General features: G+C 70.2%; 20 protein-coding genes. 14 read left to right on the plus strand and 6 right to left on the minus strand.

All coding sequences use genetic code 11. The features are described from left to right. Positions 1–52 precede the first annotated feature (52 nt). Both ACZ562_RS02585 and ACZ562_RS02590 read right to left on the minus strand, forming a co-directional pair. On the minus strand, positions 53–2,443 hold the full coding sequence (locus tag ACZ562_RS02585; protein ID WP_471173394.1) for an MFS transporter: 2,391 nt from the start codon (positions 2,441–2,443) through the stop codon (positions 53–55). 153 nt (positions 2,444–2,596) lie between these two features. After that, positions 2,597–3,040: an SRPBCC family protein gene (locus ACZ562_RS02590; RefSeq protein WP_471173396.1), complete on the minus strand. Its 444-nt coding sequence runs from the start codon at positions 3,038–3,040 to the stop codon at positions 2,597–2,599. 178 nt (positions 3,041–3,218) lie between these two features. Here ACZ562_RS02590 and ACZ562_RS02595 point away from each other — a divergent pair, with 178 nt between their 5' ends. The 3 genes from ACZ562_RS02595 to ACZ562_RS02605 all read left to right on the plus strand — a co-directional run bounded on the left by ACZ562_RS02595 (position 3,219) and on the right by ACZ562_RS02605 (position 6,667). Next, the gene (locus ACZ562_RS02595) at positions 3,219–4,256 is read left to right on the plus strand and encodes an Rv2578c family radical SAM protein (RefSeq protein WP_471173398.1); all 1,038 of its coding nucleotides are present in this window, start codon (positions 3,219–3,221) and stop codon (positions 4,254–4,256) included. Between the two features lie 144 nt (positions 4,257–4,400). Further along, the gene (locus ACZ562_RS02600; RefSeq protein ID WP_471173400.1) at positions 4,401–5,978 is read left to right on the plus strand and encodes an alpha/beta hydrolase; all 1,578 of its coding nucleotides are present in this window, start codon (positions 4,401–4,403) and stop codon (positions 5,976–5,978) included. Between the two features lie 152 nt (positions 5,979–6,130). Continuing rightward, positions 6,131–6,667 carry a GNAT family N-acetyltransferase gene (locus tag ACZ562_RS02605; protein WP_471173963.1) on the plus strand — a complete coding sequence of 179 codons (537 nt, stop codon included), beginning with the start codon at positions 6,131–6,133 and terminating at the stop codon, positions 6,665–6,667. Between the two features lie 10 nt (positions 6,668–6,677). Here ACZ562_RS02605 and ACZ562_RS02610 read toward each other — a convergent pair whose 3' ends face one another. Continuing rightward, positions 6,678–7,247: an adenylosuccinate lyase gene (locus ACZ562_RS02610; protein ID WP_471173403.1), complete on the minus strand. Its 570-nt coding sequence runs from the start codon at positions 7,245–7,247 to the stop codon at positions 6,678–6,680. Between the two features lie 368 nt (positions 7,248–7,615). Between ACZ562_RS02610 and ACZ562_RS02615 the strand changes: the two genes are divergently transcribed. From ACZ562_RS02615 to pssA, 9 genes are all read left to right on the plus strand, one after another. Beyond that, positions 7,616–9,421, plus strand: a complete 1,806-nt coding sequence (locus ACZ562_RS02615) for a 3-hydroxyacyl-CoA dehydrogenase family protein (RefSeq protein WP_471173405.1) — start codon at positions 7,616–7,618, stop codon at positions 9,419–9,421. A gap of 136 nt (positions 9,422–9,557) precedes the next feature. Continuing rightward, positions 9,558–10,367 carry a TetR family transcriptional regulator gene (locus tag ACZ562_RS02620; protein ID WP_471173407.1) on the plus strand — a complete coding sequence of 270 codons (810 nt, stop codon included), beginning with the start codon at positions 9,558–9,560 and terminating at the stop codon, positions 10,365–10,367. Between the two features lie 423 nt (positions 10,368–10,790). Beyond that, the gene (ccrA, locus tag ACZ562_RS02625; RefSeq protein ID WP_471173964.1) at positions 10,791–12,128 is read left to right on the plus strand and encodes a crotonyl-CoA carboxylase/reductase; all 1,338 of its coding nucleotides are present in this window, start codon (positions 10,791–10,793) and stop codon (positions 12,126–12,128) included. Positions 12,129–12,136: 8 nt separating this feature from the next. Beyond that, positions 12,137–14,164: a protein meaA gene (locus tag ACZ562_RS02630; protein WP_471173408.1), complete on the plus strand. Its 2,028-nt coding sequence runs from the start codon at positions 12,137–12,139 to the stop codon at positions 14,162–14,164. 53 nt (positions 14,165–14,217) lie between these two features. Further along, positions 14,218–15,180 carry an HpcH/HpaI aldolase/citrate lyase family protein gene (locus tag ACZ562_RS02635; protein WP_471173965.1) on the plus strand — a complete coding sequence of 321 codons (963 nt, stop codon included), beginning with the start codon at positions 14,218–14,220 and terminating at the stop codon, positions 15,178–15,180. Between the two features lie 16 nt (positions 15,181–15,196). Further along, positions 15,197–15,724 (plus strand): MaoC family dehydratase, encoded by a 528-nt coding sequence (locus tag ACZ562_RS02640; protein WP_471173967.1) that lies wholly within the window; start codon positions 15,197–15,199, stop codon positions 15,722–15,724. A 3-nt stretch (positions 15,725–15,727) separates the two neighbouring features. Further along, complete coding sequence (locus ACZ562_RS02645; RefSeq protein WP_471173410.1) at positions 15,728–16,942, plus strand: acyl-CoA dehydrogenase family protein; 1,215 nt, start codon at positions 15,728–15,730, stop codon at positions 16,940–16,942. 170 nt (positions 16,943–17,112) lie between these two features. Continuing rightward, a complete protein-coding gene (locus tag ACZ562_RS02650; RefSeq protein ID WP_471173412.1) occupies positions 17,113–17,769 on the plus strand; it encodes a phosphatidylserine decarboxylase in 657 nt (218 codons plus the stop codon). 22 nt (positions 17,770–17,791) lie between these two features. Further along, on the plus strand, positions 17,792–18,610 hold the full coding sequence (gene pssA, locus ACZ562_RS02655) for a CDP-diacylglycerol--serine O-phosphatidyltransferase (protein ID WP_471173969.1): 819 nt from the start codon (positions 17,792–17,794) through the stop codon (positions 18,608–18,610). 76 nt (positions 18,611–18,686) lie between these two features. Here the strand turns inward: pssA and ACZ562_RS02660 are convergent, their stop codons facing one another. Next, entirely contained in the window at positions 18,687–19,805 is a 1,119-nt protein-coding gene (locus tag ACZ562_RS02660) for a glycerate kinase (RefSeq protein WP_471173413.1), read from the minus strand. Positions 19,806–20,065: 260 nt separating this feature from the next. On the opposite strand from ACZ562_RS02660, the gene ACZ562_RS02665 reads away from it, so the two are divergent. Next, positions 20,066–21,145, plus strand: a complete 1,080-nt coding sequence (locus ACZ562_RS02665; RefSeq protein WP_471173415.1) for an ADP-ribosylglycohydrolase family protein — start codon at positions 20,066–20,068, stop codon at positions 21,143–21,145. A gap of 108 nt (positions 21,146–21,253) precedes the next feature. Continuing rightward, positions 21,254–21,748 (plus strand): NUDIX domain-containing protein, encoded by a 495-nt coding sequence (locus ACZ562_RS02670; RefSeq protein ID WP_471173416.1) that lies wholly within the window; start codon positions 21,254–21,256, stop codon positions 21,746–21,748. An 18-nt stretch (positions 21,749–21,766) separates the two neighbouring features. Here the strand turns inward: ACZ562_RS02670 and ACZ562_RS02675 are convergent, their stop codons facing one another. Next, on the minus strand, positions 21,767–21,967 hold the full coding sequence (locus tag ACZ562_RS02675; protein WP_471173419.1) for a DUF2191 domain-containing protein: 201 nt from the start codon (positions 21,965–21,967) through the stop codon (positions 21,767–21,769). Positions 21,968–21,997: 30 nt separating this feature from the next. After that, on the minus strand, positions 21,998–23,479 hold the full coding sequence (locus ACZ562_RS02680) for an oxidoreductase (RefSeq protein ID WP_471173420.1): 1,482 nt from the start codon (positions 23,477–23,479) through the stop codon (positions 21,998–22,000). Positions 23,480–23,567: the final 88 nt, after the last annotated feature.

A 23,567-nucleotide genomic window follows, 5' to 3' on the forward strand; every position in this document is an offset into this window, starting at 1 on the left:
ATTGGCCACAGGGGGCGCGCACCGGCGCACGGGCCCGCGCGCGGACCGCCGTTCACTCCTCGTGCCCCAGCTGGAGGTCCCGTGCGGTCCGTCCCACTCCCGCGACGTGGAGCACCGCGGCGACCGGCGGGTAACCCGAGGCGATGACCGTGTACTCACCGGAGGACAGGTCGACGAACCGGAATGTTCCGTCCGCGCCGGTGGTGTGCGTGTCGACGATGTTGCCCGCCAGGTCCAGCAGCGTCACGCGCGCGTGCTCGACGGGGCGCCCGCCGCCGGCCCGCACGGTGCCGCGCAGCACGGCACCGCAGGCGAGTTCGACGTCCTGGCGGGTCTCCCGGGAGGACTGGACGGTGACAGGGAGCGCGGTGGGGCGGAGGGCGGGCGCGCCGGCGGCGAGAACGTAGTCGCCGGCCACCAGCTCGGTGAGGACGTAGCCGCCCTCGCGTCCGCTGCGGGTGCCGGCCACGACCTCGCCGTGCACGTCGGTGAGGGTGACGGTGGCGTCCCGCACGGGAACGCCGTCGCCGGTCAGCACACTTCCGGCGAGACGCCCGGCGCCGCCCAGGACGACGTCCAGCTCCACGGGCCGTTCGCCGACGGTCACGGAGACCGCCTCCGGCTGGTGCCCGCCCGCCGCGGCGATCAGCATGTACGTCCCCGAGCCCGGCGTCGACAGGGCGTACCGCCCGTCCTCGGCGCTCGCGCCCCGTCCGATCTGCTGTCCGCCGCCGTCGATCAGTGTGAGCGCGGTGCGGGGCACGGCGGTCCCGTCCGCGTGCCGCACGGTGCCGCGGACCGGGATTCCGTCGGCGTACGGCGAACGGGCCTGCGGAACCTGGGCGTTCACCCGCGCCTTCCTGGGCGTCCGGGCCGGGGCGTCGTGGGCCGCGAGGGGTTCCTCCTTGAGGAAGAAGGCCAGGAGCAGGCCGAGGACGAGCACCGGCACGAGGTAGAGGAAGATACTCGGCATGGCGTCGGCGTAGGCCCGGACGTAGCCGTCGCGCAGCTGAGCGGGCAGGGTGTGGACGAGCTGCGGGGTGAGGGACTCGGGGTCGGGGAGCCGGGCGCCCGCGTGCGCGGAGAGGCGTCTTTCCAGGGCGTCGGCGAGCCGGTGGGCGAGGAGCGTGCCGAAGACCGCGGCGCCGACGCTGCCGCCGATCTGCCGGAAGTAGTTGTTGGCGCTGGTGGCGGTGCCGAGGTCGGCGGGGGGCACGGAGTTCTGCACGGCGAGGATCAGGACGGGCATCACCATGCCGATGCCGGCGCCGAGGACGGCCATCCAGATGCTGTAGTGCAGCCGCGGCGTGTCGACTTCGAGGCGGGACAGCAGCCACATGCCGACGGCGGAGAGCGCGCCGCCGAGAACCGGGTAGATCTTGTAGCGGCCGGTGTGGCTGATGAGCTGTCCGGAGAGGATCGAGGCGCCGACGATGCCGGCCATCATGGGCAGCATCAGCAGGCCCGACTCGGTGGCCGAGGCCCCGTCGGCCATCTGCAGGAAGGTCGGCAGATAGCCGGCGGCGCCGAACAGGGCCACGCCGGTCACCAGGCCCACCAGGCCGGTGACGTTGAAGACGGAGTCCCTGAACAGCCTGAGCGGGATGAGGGGTTCGGCCGCGAAGTGCTCGGCGACCAGGAACAGGACGACGGCGGCCGCGGCTCCCGCGCCGAGGCCGAGGACGACGCGCGAGTTCCACGCGTACTCGGTGCCGCCCCAACTGGTCAGCAGTACCAGGCAGGTGGAGGCGGCGGCGAGCAGCAGCGCGCCGAGGACGTCGAAGCGTGGCCTGGCCACGGGCTTGGGGAGTTTCAGTGCGACGGTGACGACGGCCAGCGTGACGAGGCCGAAGGGCACGTTGATGTAGAAGCACCACCGCCAGCCGAGGTGGTCCGTGAAGTAACCGCCCAACAGGGGGCCGGCGACGGACGCGAGCCCGAAGGCGGCGCCGATCAGTCCCATGAAGCGGCCGCGCTGCCGGGGCGGCACGATGTCGGCGGTGATCGCCTGCACGCCGGTCATGAGGCCGCCCGCGCCGACGCCCTGGACCGCGCGAAAGGCGATCAGCTGGTCCATGCTCTGCGCCCGGCCCGCGAGCGCGGAGCCTACGACGAAGACGACGATCGCGAACTGGAAGACGCCCTTGCGGCCGACGAGGTCGCCGAGCTTGCCGTAGACGGGCAGTCCGACGGTGGCGGTGAGCAGGTAGGCGGTGATCGCCCAGGACATCGTGTCCAGGCCGTGCAGCTCGCCGACGATCTTCGGGAGGGCGGTGGCGACGATCATCTGCTCCAGGGCGGCGAGCAGCAGCGCGAGCATCAGCCCGAAGAAGATCAGCCGCACCCGGCGGGGGCCGAGTGGGGCGGTCGTGGAGGGCGCCGGGACGGGAGTCCCGGGGGGCGCCGAGACCCGTTCGTCCTGCGTCAGAGTCGTGCCGCCCACGTCCCGCTCCCCTCGTCGCACCCGTCACGCAATTCCCGCATTAGGCGACAACTACGTACAAGCGCGACGAGTTACGGCGTCATACCGGTCGGCGGGGAGATCCACTCGAACCGGTGAGGCGGCCAACGCCCGGCGAGAACCGGGCCGTCGGCCCTACTTCTCCACCTCGGCGGCGAGCTTGGCGAGCACCGCGTCATAGATCCGGCCGAGGCCCTTGGGCGCGAAGGTCCGCTCGAAAAAGCCGCCGATGCCGCCTGCGCCGTTCCAGACGGTGGTCACCACGACGCGGGACCTGCCCTCGCCGGCCGGAGTGACCCGCCAGGTGGTGACCATCGAGGAGTTGCGGTCCTTCTCGACGAGCTCGCCGTCGGTGGGCTCGCCGACCTCCAGAAGGCAGTCACGCACGCGCTTGCTGGTGGCCTGGAGCTTCCAGTGGACGAGGGTGCCCTCGCCGTCGCCGCCCTCGCGCACCTCGTACTCGCTGAAGTGCTCGGGCAGCAGCCGCGCGCGCGTGCCGGTGTAGTCGGCGAGCGCGTCGAACACCTTCTCCGCGTCCGCCGCGACGACCCGCTCCGTAGTGGCCTCGACCTGCGCCATTGCGTTCCTCCAGGACCTGTGCTCTCGGGGTTGGGGCAAGCCAACCACCCCGGTGCCCGGGCGCCCAAATCGGGGTGCCGGAAGCGGTCGGCCGGCGATCGGAAACCTCGGAAAACGAAGTCGCACGATCAAGGGAACATGTGTTCTATTCTGTGGGCAGTGCTACCGAGGAGGCGTCATGCGCTGGGAGAACCTCACAGGGGAGTCCGCCGGCGGTCCGGCCGACGCCGCGCTGTTCGGCGCGGACGCGGTGACCACCCGCACCTTCGACACGCCCGAGTTCCGCGGGATCACGTTCCACGAGGTGCGGGCCCGCTCGATCCTCAACCGGGTGCCGGGCGCCTCGCGCATGCCGTTCGAGTGGACGGTCAACCCCTACCGTGGGTGCTCTCACGCGTGCGTGTACTGCTTCGCGCGCAAGACGCACACCTATCTGGACCTCGACGCGGGCGTCGACTTCGACTCCCAGATAGTGGTCAAGGTGAACGCGCCGGAGCTGCTGCGCCGCCAGCTCGCCTCACGGCGCTGGCAGGGCGAGCACATCGCGATGGGCACGAACGTCGACTGCTACCAGCGGGCCGAGGGCCGGTACCGGCTGATGCCGGGCATCATCGGCGCCCTGCGCGACCACGCGAACCCGTTCTCGATCCTGACGAAGGGCACGCTGATCCTGCGCGACCTCGACCTGCTGAAGCAGGCGGCCGAGGTGACGGACGTCGGCATCTCCGTCTCGGTCGGCTTCACCGACCCCGGCCTGTCGCGCTCGGTCGAGCCGGGCACGCCCGCGCCGGAACGCCGCCTGGACGTCGTACGGACCCTGGGCGAGCACGGCATCGGGTGCGGTGTCCTGATGGCGCCGGTGATCCCGTTCCTGAGCGACCAGCCGGCCCAACTCCGGGCCACCGTACGGGCGATCGCGGCGGCCGGAGCCGCGTCCGTCACCCCGCTGGTGCTGCATCTGCGCCCGGGAGCCCGCGAGTGGTTCATGGCCTGGCTCACCCACCACCACCCGCATCTGGTGCGCCGCTACGAGCGGCTGTACGCCGACGGGGCCTACGCCCCGAAGTGGTACCAGCGCCGGATCACCCGTCAGGTGCACGAACTGGCCCAGGAATACGGCATCGGCCCCGCGCGCGCGGGGATGCCCCGCCGGATCCGGGAGACCGAGCCGATTGATACGCAAATATCCGAACCTACCCAACTCACACTGATTTGATGGCAAATCAGAGCATCTGAGCGCATCCCGCGACCCGATTGGGTCAACTATCGGCAGAACGCGTTCCTCCGCGTGCGCTTTCCGGGACGATCGGCGAGGACCGTGGCACTTGCGGTCCGAAACCCCTCCGTCCTGGGAGGCTCCATGAGAAAACGCACAGCCGTGCTGTGCGGTGCCGCCGTCTTCGTGGCCGGAACCTTCACCGCCGTCCCCGCCGGCGCGAGCACTTCGCAGACCGCGCACGTCGCTCAGGCGGCGAAGCTCACCTGGAAGAATTGCGGCACCGCCGACTATCCGACACTCCAGTGCGCCTCCCTCAAGGTGCCGCTCGACTACGCGAACCCGCAGGGCCGGCAGATCACCCTCGCGCTGTCCCGCGTCCCGCACACCGCGACGGAGTACCAGGGCCCGCTGCTGGTCAATCCCGGCGGTCCCGGCGGCAGCGGACTGACGCTCGCCGGATTCGTCGCCTCCTCGCTGCCCAAGGCGGTCGCGGCCCAGTACGACGTCATCGGCTTCGACCCGCGCGGGGTGGGTGCGAGCGAGCCCGCTCTGGACTGCAAGCCGGGCTACTTCAACCCCGTGCGCCCCGACTCCGTGCCGAGCACGCGCGCGATCGAGAACGCCAACCTCGCGCGCGCGAAGTCCTTCGCCGACGCCTGCGGCAAGAAGTACGCGAGCGAACTGCCGTACATCAACACGATCAGCGCCGTGCGGGACATGGACGCGATCCGCAAGGCGTTGGACACGAAGAAGATCAACTACTTCGGTTACTCGTACGGCACCTACCTCGGCGCGGTTTACGCCAAGCTCTACCCGGACCGGGTGCGGCGCCTGGTCCTGGACTCGGTCGTCGACCCCACCGGCGTGTGGTACGACGACAACATCGCCCAGGACTACGCCTTCGACGACCGCCACCAGGCGCTCATGGCGTGGATCGCCAGGTACGACGCGACGTACCGGCTCGGCACCGATCCGGCCGGAGTCGAGGCCAAGTGGTACGCGATGCGGGCGGCGCTCGCCAAGAAGCCGGCCGGCGGGAAGGTCGGCGCCTCCGAACTGGAGGACACCTTCATCCCGGGCGGCTACTACAACGGCTACTGGCCCTACCTCGCCGAGGCGTTCGCGGCCTATGTCAACGGCGAGAACACCGACCCGCTGGTCGAGGCGTACGAGAACTTCGCCGCCATCGACGCGTCCGGGGACAACGGCTACAGCATCTACACGTCGGTCCAGTGCCGTGACGCCTCCTGGCCGCGCGACTGGAAGCAGTGGCGCAAGGACAACTGGGCGGTGTACGCGAATGCGCCGTTCATGGCCTGGAGCAACGCCTGGTACAACGCGCCGTGCGCGTTCTGGCCGACCAAGTCGCTGAAGCCGGTGAACGTCGCCAACGGCAAGCTGCCGCCCGCGCTGCTCTTCCAGGCGACCGACGACGCGGCCACCCCGTACCAGGGCGGCGCGACGGTCCACCGGCTGCTGGCCCACTCCAGCCTGGTGGTCGAACAGGGCGGCGGGAACCACGGCATCACGCTGAGCGGGAACGAATGCCTGGACACGTACCTGGCGGCGTACCTGACCGACGGCACGGTGCCGCGCAGCCACCGCGAGGCCGACGCGGTCTGCCGGGCACTGCCCGACCCCAAGCCGCTGGGCTCGTCGGCGTCGGCGACGCCGTCACACGGTACGGCGCTGCACGGGCTGCTCGGCTTCCGCGGCTGAGCTTGGCCTGACTGTCCGTCGGGGGCGTTGTCAGACGCATGGTCCACCATGGACGCATGAGTGAGCTGACCAGGATCACCGCCCCCGACGGGGTCGCCCCCCGCCGCCCGGCTCCGACCCGATCCGCCGGACAGGCCCACCAGGGTGCGGCCATGGACGAGGAACGCCTCCGCATCCGCGCCATGATGCTGCCCGACTGTGACCGCGTGGCAGAGATCCGCATCTGCGGCCGGCAGAGCGCGTACCGGGGACTGATGCCGCAGACATACCTCGACGGGCTCAGTGTGGCGGCGGACGCCGAGCGGCACCGCACCCGCTTCGCCCAGGGCGACGGCAGCGTGGTGAACCTCGTCGCCGAGCGGGACGGCGAACTCGTCGGCTGGGCCTGCCACGGTCCGTACCGCGACGGTGAAGTGCGCACCGCCGACGCGGAGTTGTACGCGATCTACGTGGACCCCGGGCGGTACGGCGGAGGCATCGGACGCGCCCTCCTCCAGGAGTCGGTACGGCGACGCACTGCCGCGGGCCACGACCGCATGCTCCTCTGGGTCCTCAAGGGCAATACCCGCGCCCGCCGCTTCTACGAACGGGCGGGTTTCCACGCGGACGGCGCCGGGGAACCCTTCGAGGTGGACGGGGTCGCGGTGCCCGAGGTGCGGTACGCGACGACGTTGGCGCCCTCCGCCTGAGAGCCCACCGCTACGCGGGAATCCGCGCCAGCGCACGCACCGCCGCCTCCGCGAGTGCCGGGTGGGCCAGCGCCCCGTCCAGTACGGGTCTGGCCCGGGCGTCGCCCAGCGCACCCAGCCCCTCCACACAGGCGAGCGCCACGCGCCGGTACGGATCGTGCGGGCGCAGCCGCCGTTCCAGGGTGGTGATCAGCGCCGGCACGGACTCCGGGGCGCGCAGCAGGACCAGCAGCCGGACCGGGTGCAGCGCGTAGGCGACGCGCAGCTCGTTGGTGGCGAGGGCGGCCGCGGCACGGGCGGTGCGCGGGTCCTTCAGCCGGGCCAGGGCGTGGGCGGCGGAGGCACAGCGCTGCGGCTCACGGTGGTTGAGCAGCAGGACGAGGGCTTCGAAGGCCCGCCGGTCACCGGCGAGACCGAGCCGGAACGCCGCCAGCTCCCTGGCCCACAGCGGCTGCCCGGGCTCGGTGAGCACTCCCGCCAGTTCGTCCGCGTCCTCGGTCGCCACGAGCCGGTCGTAGGCGGCTGATCCCCCCGACTCCTGCCGTAAGCGCTCCGTGAGTGATCGCAACTCTTCGTCCATGAAGCCGAGATTAGGCGGGTCCGCCGCCCAGCGGGACGTACATCACAAACTCGGGGGCTGGCGCGCTCGTTACCCACGGGTTAGGCTCAGACGAGCGAGTCATCCACTCGCATTTGCTTGCAGCGGCCTGGTGACGCAGCCGCCGCGAGTGCTGGTCGGTTCGGTACTTCACGTACCACAGCAGGACTCGGCTCCGGGACAGGGCCGGTCGACATCCGCCGTTCTCCGGGCGTGTGCACGCCCAGGACCACGGCGCCGGGCGTGTGCGCTTGCAGCCCGGCAACACCCGCACTCCTCTCGCACCCGGTGCGCCTGACGGCGCACCCGGGCGCGCTCCCAGTCGTCACCCTCATTTCTGGAGTCCCGCGATGGCCACTCCCCTGTCCGACACCCCTCTGTCCCCGCTCAAGACCGTTGCCGTCGTCGGCCTCGGCACCATGGGCACCGGCATCGCCGAAGTCCTGGCCAAGGCCGGCCGCGAGGTCGTCGGCATCGACATCAGCGAGGCCGCGACCGCCAAGGCCGTCGCCACGCTGGAGGCCGCGACCGCCCGCGCCGTGGAGCGCGGCCGGCTGACGGACCAGGAGCGCACCGACGCCCTGGCCCGCGTCCGTACCTCCACCGACCTGCGTGCCGCGGCCGACGCCGACCTGGTCATCGAGGTTGCTCCGGAGTCGTACGAGACCAAGCACCAGATCTTCCGTGAACTCGACGGGATCGTGCGGCCCGAGACGATCCTGGCGACCGGCACCAACGCCCTGTCCGTGACGCGGCTCGCGGCCGACTCGGCCCGCCCGGAGCGCGTGCTCGGCCTGCACTTCTTCAACCCGGCGCCGGCGATGAAGCTGGTCGAGGTGGTCTCGTCGGTGCTGACCGCGCCCGCGGCCGTCGCCGCGGTCACCGACCTCGCCCTGGAACTCGGCAAGGAGCCGGTCGCGGTCGGGGACCGGCCCGGATTCGTCGCGGACGGGCTGCTGTTCGGCTACCTCAACCAGGCCGCCGCGATGTACGAGGCGAAGTACGCCTCCCGCGAGGACATCGACGCCGCGATGCGGCTCGGCTGCGGACTGCCCATGGGCCCGCTGGCCCTGCTCGACCTGATCGGCGTCGACACCGCGCGCACGGTCCTGGACGCCATGTACACCGAGTCCCGCGACCGTCTGCACGCCCCCGCCCCGATCCTGAAGCAGCTGAGCGAGGCCGGTCTGACGGGCCGCAAGTCGGGCCGTGGCTTCTACACGTACGAGGCTCCCGGCAGCGCGACGGTCGTTCCGGACGCCCTGACACCCCTTTCCGGCGGCCTCGAGATTCCCGGCCGGGCGATCCGCTCCGTCGGCGTCGCGGGCTCCGGCACCATGGCGTCCGGCATCGCCGAGGTCTTCGCCAAGGCCGGCTACGAGGTCGTCCTTGCCGCCCGCAGCGAGGAGAAGGCGCAGACCGCCAAGGCCCGTATCGGCAAGTCGCTTTCGCGTTCTGTCGACAAGGGCCGGCTGACCGCCGAGGCCGCCGCGCAGACGATGGAGCGGATCACCCCGGCAGGTTCGTACGACTCCTTCGCCGACGTCGACCTGGCCGTGGAGGCCGTCGCCGAGGACCTGGAGATCAAGCAGCAGCTGTTCGCGACGCTGGACAAGGTCTGCAAGCCGGGCGCGGTGCTGGCCACCACGACCTCGTCGCTGCCCGTCATCGCCTGCGCCCGCGCCACCTCGCGCCCGCAGGACGTGATCGGCATGCACTTCTTCAACCCGGCGCCGGCGATGAAGCTGGTCGAGGTCGTCCGTACCGTGCTGACGGGTGACGACGTCCACTCGACGGTGCGCGAGGTCTGCGTCAAGATCAAGAAGCACGCCGTCGACTGCGGTGACCGTGCGGGCTTCATCGTGAACGCGCTGCTCTTCCCGTACCTCAACAACGCGATCAAGATGGTGCAGGAGCACTACGCCTCTCTCGACGACATCGACGCGGCGATGAAGTTGGGCGGCGGCTACCCGATGGGCCCGTTCGAGCTCCTGGACGTCGTCGGGCTCGATGTCTCCCTGGCCATCGAGAAGGTGCTGCACCGCGAGTTCCGCGACCCGGGCCTGGCCCCGGCCCCGCTCCTGGAGCACCTGGTGGCCGCGGGCTGCCTCGGCCGCAAGACGGGCCGCGGCTTCCGCGAATATGCCCGCCGCTGACGGCGCCGGCGACTGGTTCCGAGCGGAAGCGGACTGGGGCGGACTGCTCGACCCGGCCGGAGGCCCCCCGCCCGTCGAGGGCGGGGGGAACCCCGGACATGCGCATCGAGCTGCGCACATGCAGTACGTTCGGGTCATGTCCCAGCCCGCCAAGTCCTCACGTACACCAGCTACGCCCGACGCGCCGGAGAGTGCCGCAGGCAGTCGCGCCGCCGCCCAGCGGCTCAAGATGCGCCGAGAACTGGCGGCCGCCGCGATGGAGCTGTTCTCGACCAAGGGGTACGAGGCGACCACCGTCGACGAGATCGCGGCCGCGGCCGGAGTGGCCCGCCGCACCTTCTTCCGCCACTTCCGTTCCAAGGAAGAGGCGATCTTCCCAGACCACGACGACACGCTGATCCGCGCCGAGGCGGTACTCAACGCGGCCCCCGCGCACGAGCACCCGCTCGACACGGTGTGCCGCGGCATCAAGGAAGTCATGCGGATGTACGCGGCCCGGCCGGAGATCTCGGTCGCCCGCTACAAGCTCACGCGCGAGGTGCCCACCCTGCGCGAGGCGGAGATCGCGTCGGTCGCCCGCTACGAGCGTCTCTTCACCCGCTACCTCCTCGGCCACTTCGACGAGCACGCCCACGACGACGACGCCAACGACGACCCGCTGCTGGCCGAGGTCGCCGCGTCCGCGGTGGTCACCGCCCACAACCACGTGCTGCGGCGCTGGCTGCGGGCCGGCGGCCAGGGAGACGTGGAGGCCCAGCTCGACCACGCCTTCGCGATCGTGCGCAAGACGTTCGGGTCGGGTATCGGGGCCGGGCGTACCACCGCCCCGCCGCCGGCCGCCGCGACGGTCTCCACGCACGGCGAGGTGCTGGTGACGGTCGCCCGTACCGACGCCTCGCTGGACCAGGTCATGCGGACCATCGAGGAGGCGCTGGGGGTCCGCTGAGCCCTTCCGCCGCCCTTCCGAGACTGTGATGACGGCCACCCGACGGGGTGGCCGTTTTGGCATGTCAGAGCATGTTTTCAGGCGCCTTTCAGACCCTGTTCGATCGATCATCGCTCATTTGTTACGTAAAGATTTCACCTGAGAGCAAGTTCTGGCACCCAGTGCCTTGCGAGGTGACACGCGGTGCCATACGTTGGGAGTGTCCGGGCGGCCGGCGTGCAGAGACCATTCGTACGCCGGCTGTCCCCGCAAGCCAATGGCTCGCGCGCCCGGACGCCTGCGTCACAGGCAACCTCCCGCGCCGACAAAGCGCTGCCGAAGCACCACCCCAGCCGAACCGACGGCTTCACACCCTCAGCAGCACCGACGTAACCCTCAGCGTCTCCCCTCAAGACGCCATTCGCCGGAGGCAACACCGTGACCGTGAAGGACATCCTCGACGCGATCCAGTCGCCGGACTCGACGCCGGCCGACTTCGCCGCTCTGCCGCTCCCCGAGTCGTATCGCGCGATCACCGTGCACAAGGACGAGACGGAGATGTTCGCGGGCCTCGAGACCCGTGACAAGGACCCGCGCAAGTCGACCCACCTCGACGAGGTGGCGCTGCCCGAGCTCGGCCCGGGCGAGGCCCTGGTGGCCGTCATGGCCTCCTCGGTCAACTACAACTCGGTGTGGACCTCGATCTTCGAGCCGCTGCCGACCTTCGGTTTCCTGGAGCGCTACGGCAAGCTCAGCGAACTCACCAAGCGCCACGACCTGCCGTACCACATCATCGGCTCCGACCTCGCGGGCGTCGTCCTGCGCACCGGCCCGGGCGTCAACGCCTGGAAGCCCGGTGACGAGGTCGTCGCGCACTGCCTGTCCGTCGAGCTGGAGTCCAGCGACGGCCACAACGACACCATGCTCGACCCCGAGCAGCGCATCTGGGGCTTCGAGACGAACTTCGGCGGCCTCGCGGAGATCGCGCTCGTCAAGTCCAACCAGCTGATGCCCAAGCCGGACCACCTGAGCTGGGAGGAGGCCGCCGCTCCCGGTCTGGTCAACTCCACCGCGTACCGGCAGCTGGTCTCCCGCAACGGCGCCGGCATGAAGCAGGGCGACAACGTCCTGATCTGGGGCGCGAGCGGCGGACTCGGCTCGTACGCCACGCAGTTCGCGCTGGCCGGCGGCGCCAACCCGATCTGTGTCGTCTCCTCGCCCCAGAAGGCGGAGATCTGCCGGTCCATGGGCGCCGAGGCGATCATCGACCGCAACGCCGAGGACTACAAGTTCTGGAAGGACGAGCACACCCAGGACCCGCGCGAGTGGAAGCGCTTCGGCAAGCGCATCCGCGAGCTCACCGGCGGCGAGGACGTCGACATCGTCTTCGAGCACCCCGGCCGCGAGACCTTCGGCGCCTCCGTCTACGTCACGCGCAAGGGCGGCACCATCGTCACCTGCGCGTCGACCTCGGGCTACAACCACGAGTACGACAACCGCTACCTGTGGATGTCCCTCAAGCGGATCATCGGCTCGCACTTCGCCAACTACCGCGAGGCCTGGGAGGCCAACCGGCTCATCGCGAAGGGCAAGATCCACCCGACGCTCTCCAAGGTGTACTCCCTGGAGGAGACCGGCCAGGCCGCCTACGACGTGCACCGCAACCTCCACCAGGGCAAGGTCGGCGTCCTGTGCCTCGCGCCGGAAGAGGGCCTGGGCGTGCGCGACGAGGAGAAGCGCGCCAAGCACGTCGACGCCATCAACCGCTTCCGGAACATCTGAGGTCACAGATGACTGAGCGTCAGAAGGACCGGCCGTGGCTCATGCGGACCTACGCCGGTCACTCCACGGCCGAGGCGTCCAACGAGCTGTACCGGCGCAACCTCGCCAAGGGCCAGACCGGTCTGTCGGTCGCGTTCGACCTGCCGACGCAGACCGGCTACGACTCCGACCACATCCTCGCCCGCGGCGAGGTCGGCCGGGTCGGCGTGCCGATCGCACACCTCGGTGACATGCGCCGGCTGTTCCAGGACATCCCCCTGGAGCAGATGAACACCTCGATGACGATCAACGCCACCGCCATGTGGCTGCTGGCGCTCTACCAGGTCGTCGCGGAGGAGCAGGGCGCGGACATCACCCGGCTCCAGGGCACGACCCAGAACGACATCGTCAAGGAGTACCTGTCGCGGGGCACGCACGTGTTCCCGCCGGGACCCTCGCTCCGTCTGACGACGGACATGATCGCGTACACGGTCTCCCACATCCCGAAGTGGAACCCGATCAACATCTGCAGCTACCACCTGCAGGAGGCGGGCGCCACGCCGGTCCAGGAGATCGCGTACGCGATGTCCACCGCGATAGCCGTTCTCGATGCCGTACGCGACTCAGGGCAGGTCCCCGAAGAGAAGTTCGGGGACGTCGTGGCCCGTATCTCCTTCTTCGTGAACGCGGGCGTCCGCTTCATCGAGGAGATGTGCAAGATGCGGGCGTTCGGGCGGATCTGGGACAAGGTCACGCGCGAGCGGTACGGCATCGAGAACGCCAAGCAGCGCCGCTTCCGCTACGGCGTCCAGGTCAACTCCCTCGGCCTGACCGAGGCGCAGCCGGAGAACAACGTCCAGCGGATCGTGCTCGAGATGCTGGCCGTGACGCTCTCGAAGGACGCACGCGCACGTGCCGTCCAGCTCCCCGCCTGGAACGAGGCCCTCGGCCTGCCCCGCCCCTGGGACCAGCAGTGGTCGCTGCGCATCCAGCAGGTGCTCGCCCACGAGAGCGACCTGCTGGAGTACGAGGACATCTTCGAGGGCTCGAAGGTGATCGAGGCGAAGGTCGGTGCGCTGGTCGAGGAGTCCCTCGCCGAGATCGAGCGGATCCAGGAGATGGGCGGCGCGATGGCCGCCGTCGAGTCCGGCTACCTCAAGTCGCAGCTCGTCTCCTCGCACGCCGAGCGCAGGGCCCGTATCGAGTCCGGTCAAGAGAAGATCATCGGCGTCAACATATTCGAGACGACCGAGCCGAATCCGCTGACCGCCGACCTGGACACGGCGATCCAGACCGTCGACCCCGCGGTCGAGGCCCGTGTCATCGCCTCGCTCCAGCACTGGCGCGACACCCGCTACCAGCCGCCCTTCAACCACCCCCGCCCCTGCAAGGCGCTGGAGCGCCTGAAGGAGGCCGCCAAGGGCACCGACAACCTCATGGAGGCCACCCTGGAGTGCGCCCGCGCCGGGGTCACGACCGGTGAGTGGGCCGGGGCCCTGCGCGAGGTGTTCGGCGAGTTCCGGGCGCCGACCGGTGTCTCGTCCGCGCCGGTGGCGATCCCCGCGGAGGAGGGCTCGGCGCTGAGCGAGGTCCGCCGCAAGGTCGACCGCACGGCGCAGGACCTCGGCGCCGGCAAACTCCGCTTCCTGGTGGGCAAGCCGGGCCTGGACGGGCACTCCAACGGCGCCGAGCAGATCGCCGTGCGGGCCCGTGACGCCGGGTTCGAGGTGGTCTACCAGGGCATCCGGCTCACCCCGGAGCAGATCGTGGACGCGGCCCTCGCCGAGGACGTGCACGCGGTCGGCCTGTCCATCCTCTCCGGCTCGCACGCCCAGCTCGTGCCGGACGTCCTGGAGCGGCTGCGCGAGGCAGGCGCGGCCGACATCCCGGTGATCGCCGGCGGGATCATCCCGAACGGCGACGCCGAGCAGCTCAGGGCCGCGGGAGTGGCCGCGGTCTTCACCCCGAAGGACTTCGACATCACGGGAATCATCGGCCGTATCGTCGACGAGATCCGGAAAGCGAACAAGCTCGACCCCCTGGAGGTTCCCGCATGACCGCCCGCCCGTCGCCCACCACCACCCTTGCAACGAGCGGCTCCGCCGCGCACCTGCCTGCTGTCAACCGTCTGCGTCCGCGACGCTCCTGCCTCGCGGTCCCCGGGAGCAACCCCCGCTTCCTGGAGAAGGCGCAGGGCCTCCCCGCCGACCAGGTCTTCCTCGACCTGGAGGACGCGTGCGCCCCGCTCGCCAAGCCCGAGGCGCGGCACACGATCGTCAAGTTCCTCAACGAGGGTGACTGGACCGGCAAGACGAGGGTCGTGCGCGTCAACGACTGGACGACCGAGTGGACGTACCGCGACGTCGTGACCGTCGTCGAGGGTGCGGGCCAGAACCTCGACTGCATCATGCTGCCGAAGGTCCAGGACGCCCAGCAGGTCGTCGCGCTGGACCTCCTCCTCACCCAGATCGAGAAGACCATGGGCTTCGAGGTCGGCCGCATCGGCATCGAGGCGCAGATCGAGAACGCCCAGGGCCTCAACAACGTCAACGAGATCGCCCAGGCGTCCCCGCGCGTCGAGACGATCATCTTCGGCCCGGCCGACTTCATGGCGTCGATCAACATGAAGTCGCTCGTCGTGGGCGAGCAGCCGCCCGGCTACCCGGCGGACGCCTACCACTACATCCTGATGAAGATCCTGATGGCCGCCCGCGCCAACAACCTCCAGGCGATCGACGGCCCGTACCTCCAGATCCGCAACATCGACGGCTACCGCGCGGTCGCGCAGCGCGCCGCGGCCCTCGGTTTCGACGGCAAGTGGGTGCTGCACCCGGGCCAGGTCGAGGCGTCCAACGAGATCTTCTCGCCCTCCCAGGAGGACTACGACCACGCCGAGCTGATCCTGGACGCGTACGACTACTACACGTCCGAGGCGGGCGGCAAGAAGGGCTCGGCGATGCTCGGCGACGAGATGATCGACGAGGCCAGCCGCAAGATGGCGCTGGTCATCTCCGGCAAGGGACGCGCCGCCGGCATGCAGCGCACCAGCAAGTTCGAGATCCCCGCCAACTAGAGGAGCCGTGAGCGCGATGCAGTTCGGGCGCACCTACGAGGAGTTCGAGGTCGGGGCGACGTACAAGCACTGGCCGGGCAAGACGGTCACGGAGTACGACGACCACCTGTTCTGTCTCCTCACCATGAACCACCACCCGCTCCACATGGACACCAACTATGCGGAGAAGACGACGGACTTCGGCAAGAACGTCGTCGTCGGGAACTACATCTACTCGCTGCTGCTCGGCATGTCCGTCCCGGACATCTCCGGCAAGGCGATCGCCAACCTGGAGATCGAGTCGCTCAAGCACGTGGCGCCGACCTTCCACGGCGACACGATCTACGGCGAGACGGCCGTTCTCGACAAGTGGCCGTCGAAGTCGAAGAACGACCGCGGCATCGTCTACGTCGAGACCAAGGGCTACAAGCAGGACGGCACGCTGGTGTGCGTGTTCCGCCGCAAGGTGATGGTGCCGACCGAGACGTACATCAAGGAGCGCGGCGGCGAGCAGCCGGGCCGCCCGGAACTGACCGCACCTGCGGACAAGAACACGGAGAAGTAGGCCATGGCCCGTCTCGCCCAGACCGCCGGTCTGACCGACGTCCAGCAGGAGATCCTCTCCACCGTCCGCGACTTCGTGGACAAGGAGATCATCCCGGTCGCGACCGAGCTGGAGCACCGCGACGAGTATCCGCAGCAGATCGTCGACGGCCTGAAGGAGCTGGGCCTGTTCGGCCTGATGATCCCCGAGGAGTACGGGGGTCTGGGCGAGTCGCTCCTCACGTACGCGCTGTGTGTGGAGGAGATCGCCCGCGGCTGGATGTCGGTGTCCGGCATCATCAACACCCACTTCATCGTGGCGTACATGCTCAAGCAGCACGGCACGCAGGAGCAGAAGGACCACTTCCTGCCGAGGATGGCGGCCGGCGACATCCGCGGCGCGTTCTCGATGTCCGAGCCGGCCCTGGGCTCGGACGTGTCGGCCATCACGTCGAAGGCGGTCAAGGACGGCGACGAGTACGTCCTCAACGGCCAGAAGATGTGGCTGACGAACGGTGGTACGTCGTCGCTGGTCGCCGTTCTCGTGCGAAGTGACGAAGGACACTCCCCTGAAGAGGCAGCCGCCAAGCCCCACAGGTCGATGACCACCTTCCTGGTGGAGAAGGAGCCCGGCTTCGGAGAGGTCCGCCCCGGCCTCACCATCCCCGGGAAGATCGACAAGATGGGCTACAAGGGTGTCGACACCACCGAGCTGATCATGGACGGCCTGCGGATTCCGGCCGATCGCGTACTCGGCGGCGTCACCGGCCGAGGTTTTTACCAAATGATGGACGGTGTGGAAGTCGGCCGCGTCAACGTGGCGGCGCGTGGCTGTGGCGTCGCTCAGCGTGCGTTCGAACTGGGCGTCCAGTACGCCCAGCAGCGTCACACTTTCGGCAAGCCGATCGCCCAGCACCAGGCCATTCAGTTCAAGCTGGCGGAGATGGCTACCAAGGTCGAGGCGGCACATGCCATGATGGTGAACGCGGCACGCAAAAAGGACTCCGGAGAACGAAACGACCTTGAGGCTGGGATGGCGAAGTACCTCGCCTCCGAGTACTGCAAGGAGGTCGTGGAGGACTCCTTCCGGATCCACGGCGGCTACGGCTTCTCCAAGGAGTACGAGATCGAGCGCCTCTACCGTGAGGCCCCGATGCTGCTGATCGGTGAAGGTACCGCCGAGATCCAGAAAATGATCATCGGTCGCAGGTTGCTCGAAGAGTATCGATTCCAGGGCTGAATGTCCGGTTACGGGGTGTTTTCTTGGGGAAGAAGATCACACCCCGTCAGCACTCTTCGGCCTCCGACTCGGCTTCCTGGCTTGCCCAGTTGTGGCCCGCGACCGGTACGATCCCGGGAAAGCCGCCGTCCCCCGTTGCAGCGCGGCATCATCCGCTACGAAGGTCATCCATGCCCCACAGCCAAACCTCTGCACCTCGCGACAGCCAGGTCGGCGTACGCCTCGCGCGCGGAGCATCGCCGTGGCTTCTCCCGACCGTCGCCACCGCAGCCCTCAGCCTGGTCCGCGCGCGCCGCTCCGGCGTCGCCAAGGCCGTGGCCGTGCCCGCCACCGCCCTCGCGGCGGGCATGCTGTGGTTCTTCCGCGACCCCGAGCGCGAGATCTCCCAGGGCCGGGTCATCTCGCCCGCCGACGGTGTGGTGCAGAGCATCATGCCGTGGAAGGACGGACGCACCCGCGTCGCGATCTTCATGAGCCCGCTCAATGTCCACGTCAACCGCGCGCCCCTCTCCGGCACGGTGACATCGGTCGAGCACATCCCCGGCGGGTTCGTTCCGGCGTTCAACAAGGAGAGCGAGAACAACGAGCGCGTAGTCTGGCACTTCGACACCGAGCTCGGCGACATCGAGATGATCCAGATCGCCGGTGCGGTCGCTCGCCGTATCGTCCCCTACGTGCCCAAGGGCACCAAGGTCGAGCAGGGTGACCGGATCGGTCTGATCCGTTTCGGCTCGCGGGTCGACATCTACCTACCCGAGGGCGTGGACGTCGCGGTCGAGGTCGGTCAGAAGACCGTGGCTGGGGTGACTCGCATTGACCGTGATTGATCCGCAGACCCAGACGGGCTGGGTGCCCGAGGCCGACGAGGCGGACGACGAGGAGGAGATGCCGCTGTCGCTCCGCCTGTCGATAGCGGACACCCTGACACTCGGCAACGCCACGTGCGGCTTCATGGCGGTGTACTTCACCACCACCGGCATCCTGATCCCGCACCTCACGGGCAGCCAGGAGTCCGGCATGGCCCGCCACAGCGCGGCCACGGCCGTCATCCTGATGCTGTGCGCGGCGGTCTTCGACCTGTTCGACGGCCTGGTGGCGAGGAAGCTGCGCTCCTCCCCCATGGGCGCGGAGCTGGACAACCTCTCCGACCTGATCAGCTTCGGCCTGGCCCCGGCGTACTTCGTCCTGGTGTACGGCATGGTCGCGGACGACGCGCACCAGCGCGTGGCGGCGGTGGGGGCAATCGTGGTGCTCCTCGCCGTGGTGCTGCGCCTGGCCCGCTTCTCGTGCGTGACGGTGAAGGACGGCACGTTCCAGGGCATGCCGTCGCCGTTCGGCGCGCTGACCGTGGTGTCGATCGTGCTGCTCGAGCTGCCCTTCGTGGCGACACTCCTGGCGATCCTGGGCACCGCCTGGCTGATGGTGAGCCGTGTCGAGTACCCCAAGCCCCGGGGCCGGCTCGCCGTGGCGATGCTCTCCTGGATCGTCCTGTCCATGGGTCTTCTGGCGGCCTGGGCGTTCGACGCCCCCAGCGGTCAGCTGCTCCTCCAGACGGGCTGCGCCCTGCAGCTGGTCATGGGCGCGGTGATCCCGCTGTTCGCCACGGCCCGCCGGGTGAACAACTTCCGCGACAACCGGCGTGAGGCGCGGACGGCGCAGCTGCCGTAGCGCTCGTACGACAAACGCGCGGGGCCCCGAGCCACCCGGCTCGGGGCCCCGCGGCGTTTTCGGGGGTCGGTCCCGGTCAGTGCAGGAAGTCCCGCCCGATCTGCTCGGCCACCCGCTCCAGAATCGGCCCCGCGTCCGCGATGCACTTCGCCGGGTCCGGCTCGGCCTGCGTCAGCGGGTACGCCCGCCGGATCCCGGCCCGGCCCAGCGCCTCCGGCGGCAGGGCGAGACGGCCGCACACCGCGACGACCTCCTTGCCCGCCGCGCGCGCCGCAGCCGCGACGCCGGCCGGCGCCTTGCCGTGCAGCGTCTGCTCGTCCAGGGAGCCCTCGCCGGTGATCACCAGCGTCGCCGGCTCCAGGGCGGTCGCGAAGCCCAGCACGTCGAGCATCACCTCGATGCCGGGGCGGAAACGGGCGCCGAGGAGCAGGGCGCCGTATCCGATGCCGCCCGCCGCTCCCGCGCCGGGCGACGCGGCGAACTCGGCGGCCTTCGGCCCGGACGTCTTCTCCATCACCTGCGCGTAGTGCACGAGCGCCGCGTCCAGCGCCTCCACGTCGTCCGGTGCCGCGCCCTTCTGCGGGCCGTACACCGCCGACGCGCCCTTCGGCCCGGTCAGCGGGTTGTCGACGTCACTCGCGAGGACGAACTCGACCGACCCGATCCGCGGGTCAAGGTCCGACAGGTCGGCCGAGGCCAGATCGGCGAGGCCGCCGCCGCCCGGCGCCACCGGCTCCCCCTCCGCGTCCAGGAACCGGGCTCCCAGCGCGGACAGCATCCCGGCGCCGCCGTCCGTGGTGGCGCTGCCGCCGACCCCGAACACGATCGTCCGCGCTCCCGCGTCCAGCGCTGCCCGCAGCAGCTCTCCGGAGCCGTACGTCGACGCCGTGAGCGGTGCGAAGACACCCGCGGGCAGCCGCTGCAGCCCGCTCGCCTCCGCCATCTCCACGACAGCCGTGCCGCCGCGCAGCGCGAACGCGGCCGTCACCTCGCCGCCGAGGGGCCCGGCGACCCGTACCTCCCGCCGGTCGAAGCCGGCCGCGACCGCCGCGTCCACCGTCCCGTCGCCGCCGTCGGCCACGGGCAGCGCCTCGACCTCGACGTCCGGGACGACCCTGCGCAGCCCTGCCGTCACCCGCTCGGCGACCTGCACGGCCGTCAGCGACCCCTTGAACTTGTCCACTGCGATGAGCACCCGATGTGCCCGCTGAGCCGACTGTGCCCACCGTGCCGACTGTGCCGTTGATGGTCTGTTCACTGCAGCGTCAGCCACCTTGCATCCCCTTGCTCTCCGGGCCCTCACGCATGTCAAGGCCAGTCGCGCCGCTGTGACATTAACCGGAGCGCGCCCTCTCCGTCATGCCCCGGCCGCACCCTGGAACAACCCCGAGTAACCCCTTTGCGCCCCCGTCCGAAACCGGCGCGGCGGCCCCCGAAATCGGGTAAACCGGTGCTATGACCCCTGTGGGCACTGAGCCAGAGCTCGCCGACCGCGTCCTCGGAGGCTGGCTGGGCCGGATCGCGGGCAACATGCTCGGCAAACCGGTCGAGCAGGGCGACCTGTGGACGCGGGACCGCATCGACCGATACCTGCGGCAGGCCGCCGCCCTGCCCCTCACCGACTACCTGCCCGAGCCGGTAGGCGACGACGGCTTCGAACTGCGCCCCGAATGGCGCCAGTGCGTGCGCGGCCAGATCCACGGCAGCTGCCGCGACGACGACGTCGACTACGCCATCCTCGGCCTCGACCTCCTGGAGACCCACGGCTTCGGCTTCAGCACGGAGCAGGTGGGCGACCTGTGGCTGCTGCGGCTGCCGTACCTGCAGACCTTCACGGCGGAACGAGCGGCGTACCGGAACCTCGCCAACGGCCTCAAACCGCCGCTGACGGCCACCTACGACAACCCGTACCAGGAGTGGATCGGCGCCCTGATCCGCGCCGACATCTACGGCTGGACCTGCCCGGGCGTCCCGCGCCGCGCCGCCTCCCTCGCCCGCAGGGACGCGGTCCTGTCCCACACCGGAAACGGCGTGTACGGCGCGATGTGGGCGGCGGCACTGATCTCGGCGGCGTTCACGGCCCCCACCGTGCGGCACGCCGTGGACCAGGCGCTGGCCGTCGTCCCGGCGAGCAGCCGCCTCGCCCGTACCGTGCGCCGGGTCGTCTCCCTCCACGACACCCGGATGACCTGGGAGGACACACTGACCACGGTGGCCGAGGAGACCGCTGGGCTCGGCTGGATCCACACCGTCCCGAACGCCGCGGTCCTCACCGCCGGGCTCCTGTACGGCGACGGCGACTTCACGCGGACCATCACACTCACCGTCCGCGGCGGCCTGGACACCGACTCCAACGGCGCGACCGCGGGGTCGGTGACCGGCGTACTGACGGGCGCGGACGCCATCCCGGCCCAGTGGAAGGACCCGCTGGAGGACACGGTGCGCAGCGCGGTGTTCGGCTTCGACGGGATGCGGATCAGCGAGCTGGCGGAGCGGACGCTGCGGCTGGCGGAGACGGAGGGGGATGCGGCGTAGGCGGAAACGGACGCTCGGTGCGTCGCCGTGGGCTGAACGGACGCTCGGTGCATCGCTTGCGCCGAACGGACGCTCGGTGCGCCTCGGCGGGCTGGTTACTCTTCCTGGATGACCACGACCGAAGACTTCGCCACGTACATCGCGGGGCTCCCCCGTGTCCTCGCCGGCGCCGCCGCGCTCTTCCGTGACGCCGGGGGCCGGGTGCTGCTCGTCGAGCCGAACTACCGCGAGGGCTGGGCGCTCCCGGGTGGCACCATCGAGTCCGACGACGGCGAGACCCCGCGCCAGGGCGCGCGCCGCGAGACCGCCGAGGAGATCGGGCTCGACCGGGAGCTCGGCCGGCTGCTCGCCGTGGACTGGGTGCACGGGGCGGCTCGGCCGCCGCTGGTGGCGTACCTGTACGACGGCGGGGTCCTCGGCGACGACGACTTCCAGGCGATCCGGTTGCAGGAGGCGGAGCTGCTGTCCTGGCGGCTCGTGGCGCGCGAGGAGCTTGCCGCCTACCTGCCCGGCGCCCTCGGCCGCCGCGTCCTGGCCGCGCTCGACGTCCTGGACGGGGGCACGAGCACGGCGGAGCTGGAGAACGGCCACCGGGTCGGCTGACGCCCTTGCCGCGCGGACTCAGCCTTGGGTGTCCGTGGGCTTCACCTCCACCTCGCGGAGCGCCTCGTCGCGCGCGGCGACGCGGGCCTCCGTGCGGTGGCTGCGCGCGATGTAGTCACGGACGACGAGTTCGACGGCGTCCTGGGGGTTGCCCACGCCCGCGAGCACCATGACTTCCACTACCAGCTCGGCGTCGAGCGAGACACTGACCTCGGCCATGGACGGACGATAACACCGGCGGGGCCTGCGTCAGTTCTTGTTCAGCGCGCGCGTGACGCCCGCGAGCACCGCCGTCGTCAGGATCCATCCAGCCGCGATGAAGGCATAGGCCAGCCATGCGGTGCCGCCTCCCGCCCAGTACCAGGAACTGCGCTGCCCCAAGCCGCCGATGGGGATCAGCAGGTCGAGGGTGTAGACGAAGGGCTGGAACGGAGGCACGTGGCCGGGGTCGGTCGGCCGCGGCGTGTGCGCGCTGAAGACCGAGGTGCCGAGCAGGACGAGGGCCGCGAGCCACAGGCCTGCCAGCCAGGGGCGGTAGCCGTAGCCGACCGTCGCGTCGAGCAGGTGTCCCCACAGACGGGCGGGGAGCCCCAGGGTCCTCCTGCGGCGGCGTTGTTTGGCCAGCAGCACACGCCGCGCGTCGTCGTCGTGGCCGACCTGCCGGTACCAGCCCGCCAGCTGCTCGTACGGCTGCGCGGCATAGCCGGGATCCCGTTCCACCCATGCCACGCGAAACGCCACGGAGCCCGCCCCGCCCCCGTCCCTCTCGTGGAGGGAGCCGTAGGTGAATCCCTGAAGGCGCACGGAGTCGGGCCAGGCGCCCTCCTGGTCATGGAGCGCCACGACCCGGGCATCCTGCAGGTCCACGAAGCCGGACGGCGGCCGCGCCGGAGCGAAGACGAACACGCCCGCCTGCATCCCCGCACAGTCCACGGCCCTGCCCGGGGCATCGACGACGGCACCGTCGAAGGTCAGCCGGTCCGATGTCTGCGTGCCTCTCAGACTGATCGTCCCCTGGGCCGTGAAGCCGTCGGCCAGCGCCAGGGTGCTGCCCACCACGGCGTGGTCGGCGAGCAGCGCGACGGCGCCGGGATTGCGCAGCTGAGCCTTCTCCATGTGCAGGCCGCCGGACAGATGCGCTCCCAGCAGACGGATCCCGCCGTCCACGGTGGTTCTACGGCAGAAGACCCCGCCCTCGACGACGAGCCCGCCGCCGAAGACGGCCCAGTCGCCGGGGTGCGAGAGGACAGCGCGGCTGAGCACCACCTCACCGGCCACCCGGGCGTTCAGCAGCGACAGCCTGCCCCGCACCACCGACCTTCTGAGTTCGACACGGCCTTCCACTCGGGCCATCGTCAGGTCGACGCCCGGGACTCTGCAGCGTTTGATCGCTATCGTCCGTGTCACCGCGCCGTAGAAGCTGACGCCCTGCTCGAACCAGCACTCCTCGAACCACAGCCCGTGCCCGATCTCGGCGCCGCTGAGATCGAGCGTGCCGCTGATCCGGGCCCCGGCGAGCCGCAGTGCCGGCACGCTTCCGGGCCGCCCCGGATTCCCACCGAGCAGCAGAGCGCTGACGACCCCGGCCCGGACCGTCCGTTCGAGGCCCCAGCTCCCCCCGTCCTCAGGGTCGGCGCCCCCACCGTCGGCACGCAGGTCCACGAGCTGGCCGGTGGAAAACGCATCCCACAACTCCCGCTCCGTCGCCGTCAGTTCCTCGTACGAGTGCACTGGGAAAGGGTAGCGGTGAGGCGGTCGCGGACGATCATGGCACGACCTGAGGGATCCAAGCCGCCGGATATCCGTTCGCCGCACTCGG

Source organism: Streptomyces sp. NPDC040410 (assembly GCF_055595715.1).